Origin of the sequence: Hyalangium versicolor (assembly GCF_020103695.1) — a bacterium.
Taxonomy (GTDB): domain Bacteria; phylum Myxococcota; class Myxococcia; order Myxococcales; family Myxococcaceae; genus Hyalangium; species Hyalangium versicolor.
In genome coordinates this window covers 78941-93537 of record NZ_JAHXBF010000019.1, presented here as the reverse complement: position 1 = coordinate 93537, position 14597 = coordinate 78941, and the positions used below count along the sequence as shown (strand labels likewise).

The window sequence follows — 14597 nt, the reverse complement described above, 5'->3', positions numbered from 1 at the left end:
AGGGGCAGGGTTCAAGTCCTGTCCTGCAGCCAAGAAGCACGAAGGAATTCGTACTCAGCGAGGAGTTATGCAGACGAAGACGAATGAAGCGCGAGGCCTTGGAAACAATGCGGCGTTCCCTGCCAATGCCATGCTCGAGGGGCAATCCTCGGGAACCGCATGGCTGAATGACTGCGGCAACCTGGCGCAACTCCTTCTTCGTCAAGCCGTCCATGCCCCTCGCGCGGGCGCCATGTTCTTCTCGGGCGCGGCCATCGACGACTCCACCCTCTGCTCGTACCCTGAGCTCGCGATGGAGGCCCGCTGCATTCTGGGAGGGCTGCGTGGCGCCGGGCTGCAGCCGGGCCACAAGGTGGCGCTCCTGCTCCAGCGCCCCCAGGACTTCCTCCCGGCCTTCTGGGCCTGCATCCTGGGAGGCTTCGTCCCATGCCCCCTGACGATGCCGCGCGGTGACGCGGCCCAGAAGGTGGCCCAGCTGTCCAACCTCTCCCGGCTCCTCGAGGGGCCCTGCCTCGTCACCACCCGGGAGCTTCAGCCCGAGCTGCCGCCGGTGGACGGCGTGTCCGTCGTGGCGCTCGAGACCCTGCGCGAATCCCAGGCGGATTCGACGACCCATCAGGCCCGCCGGGAGGACCTGGCGTTGCTGGTGCTTACCTCCGGCTCCACCGGCAACTCGAAGGCGGTGATGCTGACGCACGGCAACCTGCTCGCGTCCATGGCCGCCAAGATGGAGTGCCAGAAGCTGACGCCCGAGGACGTCACCCTGAACTGGATCTCTTTCGACCACGTGGCGGGTCTGCTGGAGTGCCACATGCTGCCGCTCGTCGCGGGCGCGATTCAGCTCCACGTCGAGTCCCAGTTCATCCTCGATGCGCCGCTGCGGTTCCTGGAGCTCATCTCCCAGTACCGGGTCACGATGACCTTCACGCCGAACTTCCTGCTCGGCCACATCAACAAGGAGCTGGCCCAGGCCCCCGAGCAGATGTCGTTGGATCTGTCCTCGCTCAAGCACATCGTCAGCGGTGGCGAGTCCAACGTGTGCAAGACGGCGGAGGCGTTCCTGGATCAGCTGGCCCGCTTCGGACTCTCCCGGGGCGCGCTGTGGCCGGCCTTCGGCATGACGGAGACCTGCGCCGGCAGCGTGTACTCGCGCGAGTTCCCCGGCTGCGACGGTGGCCTGGAGTTCGCCTCGCTGGGGTTGCCCGTGCAGGGGATGCAGCTGCGCATCGTCGACGCGGAGCTGGAGGCTCCCGTGCCGGACGGGACGGCGGGCGAGCTCCAGGTGCGCGGGCCCATGATCTTCCGTGGCTACTTCAACAACCCGACCGCCACCCGTGACGCCTTCACCCCGGACGGCTGGTTCCGCACCGGTGATCGCGGCGTCCTCAAGGACGGCCGGCTCTCGCTGGTGGGGCGCAGCAAGGACAGCATCATCATCAACGGGGTCAACTACTACAGCCACGAACTGGAGGCGGTGCTCGAGGAGATCGAGGGCGTCGAGAAGTCCTACGTGGCGGCGTTCCCCATCCGGCCCAAGGGGGCGGACACGGAGCAGCTCGCCGTGCTCTTCGCCACCAGCGTCCCCAAGGAGGACGAGGCAGAGCTGCACCGCCTGCTCATCTCCGTCCGCAACCGCGTCATCCTCCTGTGGGGGTTCCGCCCGGCCGTCGTCCTGCCGCTGCCCAAGTCCGCCTTCCCCAAGACGAGCCTGGGGAAGATTCCGCGCGCCCAGCTGCGCAAGCGGCTGGAGGGTGGGGAGTTCGCTCCGGATCAGACCTGGATCGCCGAGATGACGTCCCGGCAGCTCGGCGGCTACGTCGCGCCGCAGGGCGAGTATGAGACCGCGCTGTGCCAGATCTACGCGGGGCTGTTCGGGCTCGAGGAGAAGACCCTCAGCGCTACCGCCAACTTCTTCGAGATCGGCGGCACCTCGCTGGACGTGCTCCGCCTCAAGGCCCGGGTCGAGCAGCGCTTCGGAGTCACCCAGCTGCCCATCCTCTGGCTCATGCAGCACCCGACCGTGCGCGAGCTGGCCAGCCGCCTGGAGCAGCGCGAGCGGCCGAAGGCTGGCACCTACGATCCCATCGTGCCCTTGCAGCTCGGGGGCACGAAGACGCCCCTGTTCTGCGTCCACCCGGGCGTGGGCGAGGTCCTGGTGTTCGTGAACCTGGCCAAGTACTTCACCAACGAGCGCCCCTTCTACGCGCTGCGCGCCCGGGGCTTCAACGAGGGTGAGACGTACTTCACCAGCTTCCCGGAGATGGTGGATTGCTACGCGCGAGCCATCCGCGCGAAGCAGCCCAAGGGGCCCTACGCCCTCGCGGGTTATTCGTACGGCGGGGCCGTGGCGTTCGAGATCGCCAAGGTGCTCGAGGCCCAGGGGGAGCGTGTGGACTTCGTCGGCATCTTCAACCTGCCACCCCACATCAAGTACCGGATGAACGAGCTGAACTACACCGAGGGAATGCTCAACCTGGCGTTCTTCCTGGACCTGATCAAGAAGTCGCAGACCGAGGAGCTGTCCAACCTCCTGCAGCCGCTGTCGAAGCAGGAGCAGCTGGACTACATCATGAAGATCTCCCCGAAGAAGCGGCTCGAGGAGCTCGATCTCGACGTGAACAAGTTCGGAGCCTGGGCGGAGCTCACCCAGTCCCTGCTGAAGATGGGGCGCGAGTACGAGCCGAGCGGCAGCGTGCGGTCGCTCTCCGTCTTCTACGCCATCCCGTTGGCCGGCACGAAGCAGGACTGGCTGAACAAGCAGCTCAAGCAGTGGGATCGCTTCGCCCGGGAGCCCAATCGTTATATTGACGTCCCTGGTGAGCACTACACGCTGATGGGGGCCAAGCACGTGTCGAGCTTCCAGGCCATCCTGCGCAAGGAACTCGAGCGCGCCGAGGCCCGCAGCAAGGCGTGAGCCACCTGCATTGCCGCATCAAGACTCCACCATTTCGAGAACGAGACTCACACGATGGCACAGTCCGATACCGCTGTTACCGCTGAGCGCAGGCAGTTGATGGATATGATCTTCAACTGTTGGGGCATGCAGGCCGTGGGCGAGGCTGCGCGCCTCGGCATCGCGGATCAACTCACCGGGGGGCCGAAGAGCAGCGACGAGCTGGCCGCGGCCACGGGCGCCAACCCCGACGCGCTCTACCGGCTGCTGCGCTCCTGCGCCAGCGTGGGCGTGTTCACCGAGCACGAGGGGCGCCGCTTCTCGATGAACAAGTTGGCTGAGAGCCTGCGGACCGACATCTCTGGCTCGCTGCGGGATTTCGTCATCGCGCAGCTCGCGCCGGCGCAGTGGCTGCCCTGGAATCACATCCACGAGGCGGTGATGACGGGCGCGCCCATCACGAAGAAGGCGCTCGGAATGGAGATCTGGGACTACTACGCGAAGAACGCCGAGGAGGGTGCGCAGTTCGCCCGAGCCATGGGCAACGTCTCCGCCATGGTCTCCGCCGACGTGGTCCGGCTCTATGACGTCACCCCGTTCAAGAAGATCGTCGACGTGGGTGGCAGCCAGGGCGCCCTGCTGCGTGCCATGGTCCGCGCGGCCCCGAACGCGCGCGGAATCCTCCTCGATCTGCCGAACGTCATCGAGCGCGCGCGCCCGGTGATTGCAAAGGAAGGGCTCGCCGATCGCATCGAGCCGATCGGCGGGGACTTCTTCAAGGATGTGCCGGCGGGCGCCGATCTCTACGCCATCAAGTCGGTTCTGCACGACTGGGGTGATGAGCAGTGCGAGACGATCCTCCGCAACTGCCATCGCGCCGCGCCCCCGGGGGGCCGGCTGCTCGTGGTGGACATGATCCTTCCTACCAAGCCGCCGCCCTCGTCGCTGGCGAGCGTGGACCTCAAGGTGCTCATGCTCCTGGGAGGCCGCGAGCGGACCGAAGCGGAGATGGTGGGGCTGCTCACGCGGACGGGCTGGCGCGTCGAGCGCATCATCCCCATGCCGGAGCTGTACAGCATCGTCGACGCCGTGCGCGTCTAGCCGCGGAATCCACGTCAGGAGACATGCAGTATGGATTTGCAGCTCAAGGGAAAGCGGGCGCTGGTGTTGGCCTCGTCGCGGGGCCTGGGGTTCGCCATCGCCAAGGCGTTGGCCGCCGAAGGGGTGGACCTCTGCATCAGCTCACGCGGCGGCGAGCAGCTGGAGCAGGCCGCGAAGCAGATTCACGAGGAGACGAAGGCCAAGGTCGTCTGGGAGCCGTTCGATCTTCGCGCGCCCGAGGCTGCTCCGGAGTTCATCAGCCGCGTGGCGCAGAAGCTGGGCGGGCCGGTGGAGATCCTCGTCCACAACACGGGTGGGCCGAAGATCGGGCCCACGCACACCTTGACGCTGGAGGACTGGCGCGAAGGGTTCACCATGGCCTTCCTGAGCGCCGTGGCCATGACCCAGGCGGTGGTGCCGGGAATGAAGGAGGCGGGGTTTGGCCGGATCCTCACCGTCGCCTCGCTCGCGGCGATCCAGCCCCTGCCCGGCTTCGTTCAGTCGTCGGCGCTGCGGTCCGCGGTGGTGGCCTACTTCAAGACGCTGTCCTCGGAGGTGGCGGCTGCCGGAATCACGGTGAATACGCTGCTGCCCGGGATGCTCGGCGACGGGGGCAAGAGCAGCGATGACAAGGCTCACAGCGAGGCCCGCGCCCGGGCCGTGGCGATGATCCCCACGGGCCGGATTGGCAAGCCCGAGGAGTTCGCGGCGCTCGCGGCCTTCCTCTCTTCTCCTCACGCCTCCTACATCACCGGAGCCAACTTCTCCGTGGATGGAGGCATGAAGAAGGCCGTTCACTAGGCCCGGTCCTGGCTCCAGGAGCGCACTGACCATGGATGCACAGAAGCTCGATGAGATGTATCGCGCGGTTCCTCCGTGGGAGCTCGGCCGTCCGCAGAGGGCGTTCCAGGAGCTCTTTGACAGCACCCCCTTCCAGGGCCGGGTGCTCGACGCGGGCTGTGGCACCGGCGAGCACGTGATGGAGCTGGCGCGCCGTGGCGTGTCTGTCACCGGTGTGGATCTCTCCCCGCTCGCCATCGAGCTGGCGCGCAAGAAGGCGCGGGAGCGGGGCCTCGTCATCGATCTGTTCGTCGGTGACGTCTTCGAGCTGCCTGCCTCCGCGACGCGCTACGACATCATCATCGACTCGGGCCTGTACCATGTCATCGGAGCGCCCGAGCGCTACGTGGAGAGCCTGGCCGCGGTGCTTGTGCCCGGGGGGCGTCTCCATGTCCTCTGCTACAGCGACCGCGAGCCCCAGGGGCCTGGGCCGCGCCGCGTGTCTCAGGACGCGCTCCAGGCCTCTTTCGCGCGGGGTTTCCGCCTCGACGCGCTCCGCGAGGTCCGCTGCGAAAGCCACAACCGGCAGGACGGCGGCGCTCACGGCTGGCTCGCCAGCTTCACGCGGCAGGCCTCATGAGAGCGCACGCTCTGTCCTCTCAGGATCTCGGAGTGTTCGAGAACTCCGAGTTCAAGGGGCACGCCGTCTTCAGCCTGGGGCAGCCCTCCGTGGTGAGGCCGGACAACTTTGGCCCCATCCACGTCTTCAACGACGACTTCCTGTATCCGAAGTCGTTCGTGGGGATGCACCCGCACGCGAACACCGAGGTCCTCACGGTGGTGATCGACGGGTTCGAGTCCCACAAGGACAACCTGGGGTACTCCCAGGAGCTCCACTCGAATGCCGTGCAGCTCATCAGCAGTGGTTCCGGCATCTACCATGCGGGCGGGAACCTCTGGAACGACAAGACCTCGCGGCACCTGCAGATCTGGATCGCGCCGAAGGCGCGGAACACCAAGCCAGACATTCAGCTGAAGTCGTTCGAGCCCGCGCAGAGGAAGAACCGGTGGCAGCTGCAGGTGGCGCCCTCCACCGAGGACAACATCCTGAGCCTCAAGCAGGATGTCTGGTGTTATCGGGGGAGCTTCGAGGCGGGGAAGTCGGCTCGGCATACGCTCCGCAAGCGCGGTCACGGAGTGATGCTGTTCGTGCTCGATGGGCTCATCGCCTTTGCCGGAAAGCAACTCCAGCGGCAGGACACCCTGTTCGTTGCCGAGACGGATGCTCTCGAGCTGGAGATCAAGGCTCCTTCCGATTTGTGGCTCATGGAGACGGTGCTTTGAGTGTCTCACCTCACGGGTACTGGCCCGTGAGGCTCACCGCGTTCCCGTTCAGATAGGGGCGGCAGTCATAGCTGGTGCAAGGCATGGGATGGCGGCTCACGCTCCTGGGGTAGGGAGTTCTGGAGCCGCCAGGGGCAGTTCAAGGGTGAACGTGGCGCCTTGACCTAGCCCAGCACTGGCGCAGGTGAGCCGGCCCTTCATCTCCTTGGCCGACACGGCGCTCACGTGCAGGCCGAACCCATGGCCTTCCTTCTTCGTCGTGAAGCCCTGGGTGAACAGGCGCGGCAGGTGCTCCGGGGCAATCCCCACGCCGTTGTCGCTCACCTGGACGAGCAGGTGCTCGCCGTCCGCGGTGAATCCGACGCGGATGCGCATGCACCTGTCCTTCCCCTCGCTGCCCTCCAACGCGTGCCGGGCGTTGGTCAGCAGGTTCATGAGGATCTGCATCAGCTTGTGGCGATCCGTGACGAGGGAGGGCACGTCGGCGAAATCGCGCTCGATGCGGATGCTCGCGCGCTCGAAGGACGTGGCATTCAGGCGCAGCGCCTCGTTCAGCAACTGCGGCACCGAGAGCGCCTCCACGGCGCCGACGGTCTTCGCGTGCTTCTGCTGCATGCTGACGATGGCCTTGATGTGCTCGATACCCTCGGCCAGCGAGTCCGCCTCCTTCACGAGGGCCTCCTGCTCCGCGTGGAGCCCCTGGGCGAGCGCCTCGAGATAGGCCGGGAGTTGCTGGCCTCGCGCATCCGTGGTGAGGAAGGAGCCCAGCTCGTGCGAGTGCTCCTTCATCAGCGTGGCCGTCCTTTCCACGCCCGAGACGCGCAGCTTGCGCAGCTTGTCTCCGATGAAGTGGGCCGAGATGTTGACGCTGTTCAAGGCGTTGCCCACATTGTGGAGCACGCCCGTGGCGACCTCCGCCATGCCGGCCTGCCGGGAGACATCCACCAGCGTACGGTGCATCTCGGCCAGCCGTGTCTCCGCCTCCTTGCGAGCCGTGATGTCCCGCGAGAACAGGACGATGCCCCTGGGCACTCCGTTCTCGTCGAGGATGGGGCTCAGCGAGGTATCCAGCACGACCTGGGATGGACCCTCCCGGCACTCCACCTCGAACCGCAGGTGCTGGCCTTGGAGCACCTGCTGAAAGCGTTCCTCCCACACCTGCCGGATGCTCGGCTCCGCCTCCGCGAAGAGCTGTTGGCCGACGACAGGCGTGCGGCCGGAGAGGGGGCGGAAGTGCTGCTTCATCGCCGTGTTGACCACGAGCACGCGCCCTTCCTCATCGAGCGAGCACATCATGCCGTCCGTGCTCTCGAAGAGGCTACTGAGCTTGCGCTCGGAGTCCCCGAGTTCCTTCAGGGCGCGCTCGAGCGTCTGCTGTGCCGCGTTCTGCACACCGCTGTTCACGGCGCCCAGCAGCCAGATGCTCAACATGGACAGCGCGAATGCGATGAGGAGCACTCCGCGGAACCCGGGCACGGGAGGGATCTCCCGAAGGCCTGTCTGGGTATCGATCAGCCAGCCAATGATGAAGGGGGGCAGGAGGGCGAACAGCGCGAGGAAGAGTCCCTTGCGAGGGCCCAGCAGGTACACGCCGACGGCGGGCACCAGCATGAACGAAGCATGCGTGCTGGCGTAGGCATTCCGATAGAGGGCCAGGGTGAGGGAGACCTCCCACAGCATGCTCGCGCAGAGGACGAACGCTGGGATCGTGAGCGTCCGCGCCCGGCGCAGCAACAGCAGTGCGCAGGACATGCCCAAGCAGCCGGTGATGCCGGGGATCCACCAGAGCCATGCGCCAGCGGGAGCTGGCAGCAGCACGGTGTAGAGCAGGTCGAACAGGAGCAGACCGCAGGTGGTGCCAGACAGCACCCGGGCGCGCGTTCGCTCCGCGAGCGGAGCCCGCCGCAGGGGCTCCGAGATCAGGAGATCGATCCATCGGAGCGCCCTGGACCGGAAGATCTCGAGCGACCCTGGGCGCCCCTGAGGGAATGAGTGGCCGTGGATGCGCGGTAGGACACGAGGCATGGCGGTGCTGCCCTCCACGGGAAGAACAGGACGCGCGCAGTATCTCCTTGTCCCCTGTGCTCAGGATGCAGGGCGGAGCGGGCGAACGCTCGATTGCCAACGCTGGCCGAATGGGAACGCCGAACTCCTACCCTCGGCTGTCCGGGAAGTCGATCGTGACTCGCTGGAAAAAAGAGGACGAATTTCCCAGGTAAGGATTGGCGGGGGGGACGTCTCCTCCATGCGGCGCGAATGGAACGCGACGCGATGAGGAGGACGTACCAAATGTTTCGGAGCCAGAAGATCGTGCGCAGGGCCGGTGTCACGTCCGCGCGACTGAGCGCTGGGGTGACGAGGAGCGTGAGCGTCTCGGTACTGCTGGGAGCAGCGCTACTCACAGGGTGCGGCGCGGCGGGGAATGAGGCCCTTGAGGAGGCTGCTGCCGAGAACTCCTGGGAGACGGAGCAGGCGGCGCTCGTGGTCTCCTGTGGAGACAACGTCGCGTTCAACAAGCCCGTGACGTCCAGCGGCTACTGGTCCACGGGAACGCCGGACAAGGCTGTGGATGGAAACGATGGCACCACCTGGCAGACGGACCTTTCCACCGGGGCCTGGCTCCAGGTGGATCTGGGCGCGGCTCGCTCCATCTCCCGGGCTCGGGTCATCTGGGGCTGGGACACCAACTACGGAGACTCGTCGGACAGCCTGCTGGAGGGCAGCCTGGATGGCACTTCGTGGGTGCCGATGAAGACGGTGACGCACACGGATGCGGACAACCGTACGCCCCAGGATGTGACCTTCCCGGCTGTCTCCGCCCGCTACGTCCGCTTCCGCGCGACCCGGTGGAACGGGGGCTGGGGACACCTGAACGAGATCCAGCTCTATGAGAACCTGGCGCGCAACAAGCCTGCGACGTCCAGCGGTTACTGGTCCACGGGAACGCCGGACAAGGCCGTGGATGGAAACGATGGCACCACCTGGCAGACCGACCTCTCCACCGGGGCCTGGCTCCGGGTGGATCTGGGGACGCCGCATGACATCTCCCGGGCCCGGGTCGTCTGGGGCTGGGACACCAACTACGGGGACTCGTCGGACAGCGTGCTGGAAGGCAGCTTGGACGGCACCTCGTGGCTGCTGATGAAGACGGTGACGCATACGGACGCGGACAACCGCACGCCCCAGGACGTGAGCTTCCCGGCCGTCTCCGCCCGCTACGTCCGCTTCCGCGCGACCCAGTGGAATGGGGGCTGGGGACACCTGAATGAGATCCAGCTCTACGGGCAGGGCGTCTGCACGGCGGCGGCCGCGACGGCCACCTATGATGCGACGCTCCAGGTGCCGCGATGCTCCGGGAGCTTCTCCACGTGTGACTCAGGCTCGCTGCTGACTGGCCGCGCCGGCCTGGGCCCGGAGGCCAACGCCTCCAACACCCTCTATGGGAGTTGCGCGGATGGCACCAACGGTACGTTCCACTCGGACGAGTCCCTGGACCGGCTGGTGGTGTCCTCTGTGGATGGGGGGCCGCTCACCGCGGGGAAGCTGGTGAAGGTCTCCGCCACCGTCTGGGTGTGGAGCGCCGCCAATGACTTCCTGGACCTGTACACCACCAGCACGGCCCAGCAGCCTTCGTGGCAGCTCCTGGGAACGATGAATCCCGTGGCGAGCGGGCAGCAGACGCTGGAGGCGACCTACGTGCTGCCGGCCGGAGGGCTCCAGGCTGTCCGTGGACAGTTCCGCTACACGGGCAGCGCCACCCCGTGCAGCACGGGCGTGTTCGACGACCATGATGACCTGGCGCTCGGGCTGGAGTGCCCCACGTGGTACGCGGACACGGACGGCGATGGCTTCGGAGATCTCTCCACCCAGTACGTCTCCTGCACCGTGCCCGCGGGCCACGTGTCCAACGGGAGGGACAATTGCCCCTCCACGGCCAACGCTGATCAGGCGGACGTGGACGGGGACCGGGTGGGGGATGTGTGCGTTGCGCCTCGTGATTGTGGAGACCTGGCCGAGTCCAACCTGATGCTGCGCTGGACGTCCTGGGCCTCCGACAACGCGACGACGACGCTGAGCGCGCTTACTGGGAGCCAGGTGTACCGGGGCTCCAAGGGGCTGCGCGCTGTCACCCAGGCTGCGTTCGACTTCGCCGTTCGCTTCACGGCGCCTGGCAGCAGCGTGATGGACGTGTCGGGCTACGAGCAGCTGCGGTTCGCCGTGCGTGGCCTCAACACCACGCCCGTGGGCTGGCAGGGGAACTTCCCCGTGGTGGTGCTGCAGGATGCGGCCGGCCTGCGGCGGACCTATACGCCCAACCAGCAGTTGCTCACCAAGGACGGCACCACCTGGACCGCCATCACCCTCCCTCTCGCTGGGAACTCCACCTGGAGCGTGTCGGGGAGCGCGGTGGACTTGCACAACCTGCGGCAGGTGGAGGTCCACGCGGATACGTGGGACTCTGGCTTCACGCTCGATGTGGATGGCATGAGCTTCGAGCATCCCCAGACGGTCTGCCCGTAGCCGTGAGCTCCGCGTCTCGGTTCGACAAGGACCGAGAGGAGTTCTGAAGCTGGCGTGCCCCTCTCGGAACTCGAGGGGGGCACGGCTCTGCGGTCCTACTCATGCCCCGATTAGTTCCTCCTGCGCTTGCTTCGGCTCGTCTTCCGGGGCTTCGCTACGGGAGTGGTTGCCTGGGGGGCACTCTTGTTCCGTCGACGAGAGGTGACGAGACTCTTTTGGCGGCTCGGGCTCGGCTTGGCTCCGGGAACGACGGAGAGGTTCTTCTCGAAGAAGGCTTTGACCACCGTCATTGCGTTCATCAGCGCGTCCACGGGTCCTTGACCAAACACCGGATCAACTCCAGGGCTGTGTCCCTCGATCAGGATGGGGCAGTACCAGGCTCGCGCCGGAGGATGGTGGGTAGGACGTCCCACGATAAGCCTTGAGGTGCGTCGTCGTCCTTGTGGCGTGACGTACTCCCAGAGGTCGTCAGCAATGGGATCTTCAATGTGAGCCAACTTCGGACGCCAGTCGTCATCCGGCATGGGGTTCACCTCAGGGATCTCTTGGGGGGCCGAAATAGGCCCGGCAGAACACGACACATGCGGCCTGTCCGCCTCGGCTCACGCCCCAGCAGATGGCGCGAATTTCTTTCTGTTTCTTGGTCTTGTCTGGGAGTGCACTGCAAAACCGCTCCACGGCTGCACTACCGGCATTGCACGCCTGAATGCACGCGAAAGACTTCCATGGGTCCATGGCCTGATCTCCAGGCTCTGGTTTGGAATGCGGGAGAGGCGGACACCCTTCAGGGTTCAACTTACAGAAGGTGGGCTCGTCATCTTTCGATTTGGGAGGCGGTAATGGGGTCGACGGAGTGGAGGGGCCAGCACCATCGGCTCGGAGTTCCTGGTGCCTGGTGCTCTTGGGCCATGGAGTCGGCTGCCGCTGACTTGTAGCTCCGAAGCCGGAGAGCGGAGGGGCTGGCGTGCTCACGCAACTCGACGCGACCAGGAGTGTCAGCAGGAGGAAGGAGCAGCACCGGGAGATCATGTTTGCTGAAGATCTCGAAACAGTCGCGACAGGCGCCGCCTGAGCCTGGGTAGCGGACGGCGCCCCTGTTGCGAAGGTGCTCAGTTGCAGCCCTGGTTGGTCAGGAACGTCACGCCACTGTTCTTCTGGGCCGTGCCATTCGTGCCGCCGTAGTCCACGTTATCGAACGAGAGGGAGATGTTGGCCCCGCTGGACTGGTTGGTGATCTGCATCGTCAGCGTGTTGGGGATGAGCGTGGTGCTGTTCGAGTAGTTCGCGCCGATGTAGTAGCGCAGCCGGCCCGCGGGCAGCGACGCGCACTTGGCCATCTTGTTCTCGAGCGTCACCCAGTTCCCGCGGTTGAAGTTGGCATCCTGAGGCACCAGGTTCGCCCGCTTCCCCCAGCCACCGAGCTGCGAGCCGATGAGGTGCCCTCCGTCGTAGTCGTTGCTGGGATTGGCCGCGTCGCCCCACTGCCCCACGCTCGTCTGGCAGGAGTCGTTGCGCGCCTCGGCGGCGATCGGCGGCAGGTACGAATATGCCCGGTTCGGTCGGCCCGAGCCTTCGATGTAGTAGTACTCGCCGTTCAGGCTGTGCCAGATGTTCCGATCGCTCGTCGGGAAGTACTGCGGGCAGTCGGTGATGAGCGCGGCGTTGACGCCCGTGGCACCGCGGAGCTCCATCTCCTGCTGGAGTTCCTCTGGAGTGTGGAGCTGGAACCCGACGCCATAGGGCGCAAGAGCCTGCTGGATCTCTGCCTCCGAGTGGCTCTCGAAGAAATCCATGAGGCCGCTCGGCCCACCGAAGTCCCGTTCGATCTGACTGGCGAGCCCGTCACCGCCGAGATCTTCCTGGGGGGCTCCACAACCGGCGAGACACAGACCAAAAACCGCGACAACGGACAACGAGTTCATGGGGCGCATCCATCGCTCCTTGCTGAAGGGGGGTTGCATGGGCGTGTTGCGGTCCCAACGTTACTCGCGATTCTTGAGAGTCGATAGAAAACGGGTGCCGCGCTGGCTGACGCTGCAGCAGCAGTGCGCCGGGACCCGGGGTGCCTCAAGACCCGGGTTTGCGCCGCCACCAGGAGATCGTGGCGAAGGTGGCGGCTGCGAGGAGGGCGAGCCAACCGCCGATGAGCCAGACGAAGGCGCGCCTCGCTTCCATCACGACGGTGAGCAGATCGACTTCGCCGACGTTCCAGAACACCCATTCGCCCGCGACTCTCGAGGCGAGGAGCGGCGTGCCCGTGAGCAGCACAATGATTCCGTCGCCGGAATCGGGATCGATGCGCGCCGCAGTGTTGGTGGGCGCGTTGTTGCCGTCATGGCCGATGACGAAGCCGCCGGTGTCATTGGGTGCGTAGAGGACGAGGCCGAGGCCCCAGATGGGGAAGCCGTAGCGATGCCCTTCGGGGTGGCGCATCAACCGCAGCGTTTCGGGGCGCAACACGTCGCGTCCTTCGGGCTCGCCTTGGGGGCCGGGCCTGTGCGCCTGGAGGAAGCGCGTGAGGTCGTCCGTGGATGTATAGAGCGAAACGGCGGCTGTGGCCGTGAACGTGAAATGCGTCGCTTCGAGTCCGTCGGAATCGTAGCTCGCGGCGACGTGTGGGCGCGTCGCGTCGTCGAGCACGAAGGTCGAGCCTGTCATTCCGAGCGGGACGAGCACGGCGCGGCGCATGTAATCGTTGAACGGCTCGCCTGACACTTCCTCGATGAGCAACTGCAAGAGCGTGTAGCCGCCTCCGGAATAACGCCAGTCGGTGCCAGGCTTGTAGCCGACTCGCACGGCGCCGGCAGCGCCGGGCGATGCATCGGCCGCGCGCGTGAGCGACTCTTCAAGAGATTGGATCGGGGCACCGGGCGGAAAGCCCGCATAGCCAAGGCCATCGGTGAAGCCCGCAGTGTGGCTGAGCACGCGGCGTAACGTGACCTGATCGTTGTACGGGCTCTCGGGCAGGCGCCAGCGCGTGAGATAGCGCGAGACCGGCGCGTCGAGCTCGAGCTTGCCTTGCTCGACGAGCGTCATCACGCCCCAGGCCGTTATCCATTTGCTGAGCGAGGCGACCTGGAAGAGCGAAGTGCCGTCGACCGGAGCGCCGACCGATTGGAAATGAGTCGCAGCGACGTGGCCCTCTTCGATGAGCACGAGCGCCGCGTTGCCACGGCTCTCCTTGTCGAGCTTGGCGCGGGCGGCTGCGGCGAAGGCTTGTGTGTCACCGCGCGGTGCGACAGGCGCTCGGCCCCAGCCGTGGAGCGCAGCGGCGGAGACGAGGCCAGTCCACGTTAGAAGCGCAACGACCGTTACAGCGGCGGTGAGAACGATGCGGCGCATGAAGCGCGAACTTGGCACGCCGCAGCGTCCCCGTCATCGCGATGCCAGATCAGAGCGGCCTGCTCATTCGCAGCAGTTCGTAGTCCCACCCTGCTGTCTCGTAGAGCTTCCTGGCGCGCTCGTTTCCCGGGAAGACGGCCAGCGTCAGCCGTTCGCAGCGCTGCTCCCGCCCGAACTCATCAGCGAACGCGAGCAGCCGGCGTGCGTGGCCGCGCCCCTCATGCCCCTGCGCCACCGCCAGATCCGAGATATGGCAATTGCGACCGCCGCTGAAGAAGTCCTCCATCACCAGCAGGTGGATGAAGCCGGCTCGGGTGCCATCGTCTTCCTCCAGGATGAAGAAGAAGGAGTTTGCCGGCCGCTCCTCCACGTGGCGCTCGAGGTCTCGGCGGATGCCGGCCTCGACGACCTCCCTCGTTCGGCCCAGCGGCAGCGGGAAGTCAGTAAAGCGGTGGGTAAGCCCGAGGATGAACGCGGAGTCCGAGGAGGTGATGGGGCGGATGTGCATGGCCTGGTACGGGACGGAAGCTGGCTCACTCTCTAGAGGTCTTCAGGGGTTGCGCAAGTCCTTCCGGTGCCCTTGCACCTGACGCAACGTCAGGTTGTACCGTACGCC

At 66.1% G+C, this 14597-nt stretch carries 10 protein-coding genes; 6 read left to right on the top strand and 4 right to left on the bottom strand.

The window, feature by feature from the left end; translation table 11 throughout:
- The first annotated feature begins 67 nt into the window (after nucleotides 1–67).
- The 5 genes from KY501_RS34490 to KY501_RS34470 are packed head-to-tail and all read left to right on the top strand — an operon-like array spanning nucleotide 68 to nucleotide 6118.
- A complete protein-coding gene (locus KY501_RS34490; protein ID WP_224367949.1) occupies nucleotides 68–2914 on the top strand; it encodes an AMP-binding protein in 2847 nt (948 codons plus the stop codon).
- 54 nt (nucleotides 2915–2968) lie between these two features.
- The gene (locus KY501_RS34485) at nucleotides 2969–3994 is read left to right on the top strand and encodes a methyltransferase (RefSeq protein ID WP_224367948.1); all 1026 of its coding nucleotides are present in this window, start codon (nucleotides 2969–2971) and stop codon (nucleotides 3992–3994) included.
- Nucleotides 3995–4024: 30 nt separating this feature from the next.
- Nucleotides 4025–4795, top strand: a complete 771-nt coding sequence (locus KY501_RS34480) for an SDR family oxidoreductase (RefSeq protein WP_224367947.1) — start codon at nucleotides 4025–4027, stop codon at nucleotides 4793–4795.
- 31 nt (nucleotides 4796–4826) lie between these two features.
- Complete coding sequence (locus KY501_RS34475; RefSeq protein ID WP_224367946.1) at nucleotides 4827–5414, top strand: class I SAM-dependent methyltransferase; 588 nt, start codon at nucleotides 4827–4829, stop codon at nucleotides 5412–5414.
- Entirely contained in the window at nucleotides 5411–6118 is a 708-nt protein-coding gene (locus KY501_RS34470) for a pirin family protein (protein ID WP_224367945.1), read from the top strand. The genes KY501_RS34475 and KY501_RS34470 overlap by 4 nt, the downstream gene beginning before the upstream one ends.
- A gap of 96 nt (nucleotides 6119–6214) precedes the next feature.
- On the opposite strand, the gene KY501_RS34465 is transcribed toward KY501_RS34470, so the two are convergent.
- The gene (locus KY501_RS34465) at nucleotides 6215–8143 is read right to left on the bottom strand and encodes a PAS domain-containing sensor histidine kinase (RefSeq protein ID WP_224367944.1); all 1929 of its coding nucleotides are present in this window, start codon (nucleotides 8141–8143) and stop codon (nucleotides 6215–6217) included.
- Between the two features lie 264 nt (nucleotides 8144–8407).
- Here KY501_RS34465 and KY501_RS34460 point away from each other — a divergent pair, with 264 nt between their 5' ends.
- Nucleotides 8408–10639, top strand: a complete 2232-nt coding sequence (locus KY501_RS34460) for a discoidin domain-containing protein (RefSeq protein WP_224367943.1) — start codon at nucleotides 8408–8410, stop codon at nucleotides 10637–10639.
- Between the two features lie 1109 nt (nucleotides 10640–11748).
- On the opposite strand, the gene KY501_RS34455 is transcribed toward KY501_RS34460, so the two are convergent.
- The 3 genes from KY501_RS34455 to KY501_RS34445 form a co-directional block, all read right to left on the bottom strand.
- Nucleotides 11749–12561 (bottom strand): DNA/RNA non-specific endonuclease, encoded by an 813-nt coding sequence (locus KY501_RS34455; protein ID WP_224367942.1) that lies wholly within the window; start codon nucleotides 12559–12561, stop codon nucleotides 11749–11751.
- A gap of 145 nt (nucleotides 12562–12706) precedes the next feature.
- Nucleotides 12707–13981 (bottom strand): serine hydrolase domain-containing protein, encoded by a 1275-nt coding sequence (locus KY501_RS34450; protein ID WP_224367941.1) that lies wholly within the window; start codon nucleotides 13979–13981, stop codon nucleotides 12707–12709.
- Between the two features lie 49 nt (nucleotides 13982–14030).
- On the bottom strand, nucleotides 14031–14489 hold the full coding sequence (locus KY501_RS34445; protein WP_224367940.1) for a GNAT family N-acetyltransferase: 459 nt from the start codon (nucleotides 14487–14489) through the stop codon (nucleotides 14031–14033).
- Between the last annotated feature and the right edge of the window lie 108 nt (nucleotides 14490–14597).

What these genes read in the sequence shown, in the direction of transcription:
- KY501_RS34490 (WP_224367949.1), top strand. Translation starts at nt 68, where the DNA reads ATGCAGACGAAGACGAATGAAGCGCGAGGCCTTGGAAACAATGCGGCG.
- KY501_RS34485 (WP_224367948.1), top strand. Translation starts at nt 2,969, where the DNA reads ATGGCACAGTCCGATACCGCTGTTACCGCTGAGCGCAGGCAGTTGATG.
- KY501_RS34480 (WP_224367947.1), top strand. Translation starts at nt 4,025, where the DNA reads ATGGATTTGCAGCTCAAGGGAAAGCGGGCGCTGGTGTTGGCCTCGTCG.
- KY501_RS34475 (WP_224367946.1), top strand. Translation starts at nt 4,827, where the DNA reads ATGGATGCACAGAAGCTCGATGAGATGTATCGCGCGGTTCCTCCGTGG.
- KY501_RS34470 (WP_224367945.1), top strand. Translation starts at nt 5,411, where the DNA reads ATGAGAGCGCACGCTCTGTCCTCTCAGGATCTCGGAGTGTTCGAGAAC.
- KY501_RS34465 (WP_224367944.1), bottom strand. Translation starts at nt 8,143, where the DNA reads ATGCCTCGTGTCCTACCGCGCATCCACGGCCACTCATTCCCTCAGGGG.
- KY501_RS34460 (WP_224367943.1), top strand. Translation starts at nt 8,408, where the DNA reads ATGTTTCGGAGCCAGAAGATCGTGCGCAGGGCCGGTGTCACGTCCGCG.
- KY501_RS34455 (WP_224367942.1), bottom strand. Translation starts at nt 12,561, where the DNA reads ATGAACTCGTTGTCCGTTGTCGCGGTTTTTGGTCTGTGTCTCGCCGGT.
- KY501_RS34450 (WP_224367941.1), bottom strand. Translation starts at nt 13,981, where the DNA reads ATGCGCCGCATCGTTCTCACCGCCGCTGTAACGGTCGTTGCGCTTCTA.
- KY501_RS34445 (WP_224367940.1), bottom strand. Translation starts at nt 14,489, where the DNA reads ATGCACATCCGCCCCATCACCTCCTCGGACTCCGCGTTCATCCTCGGG.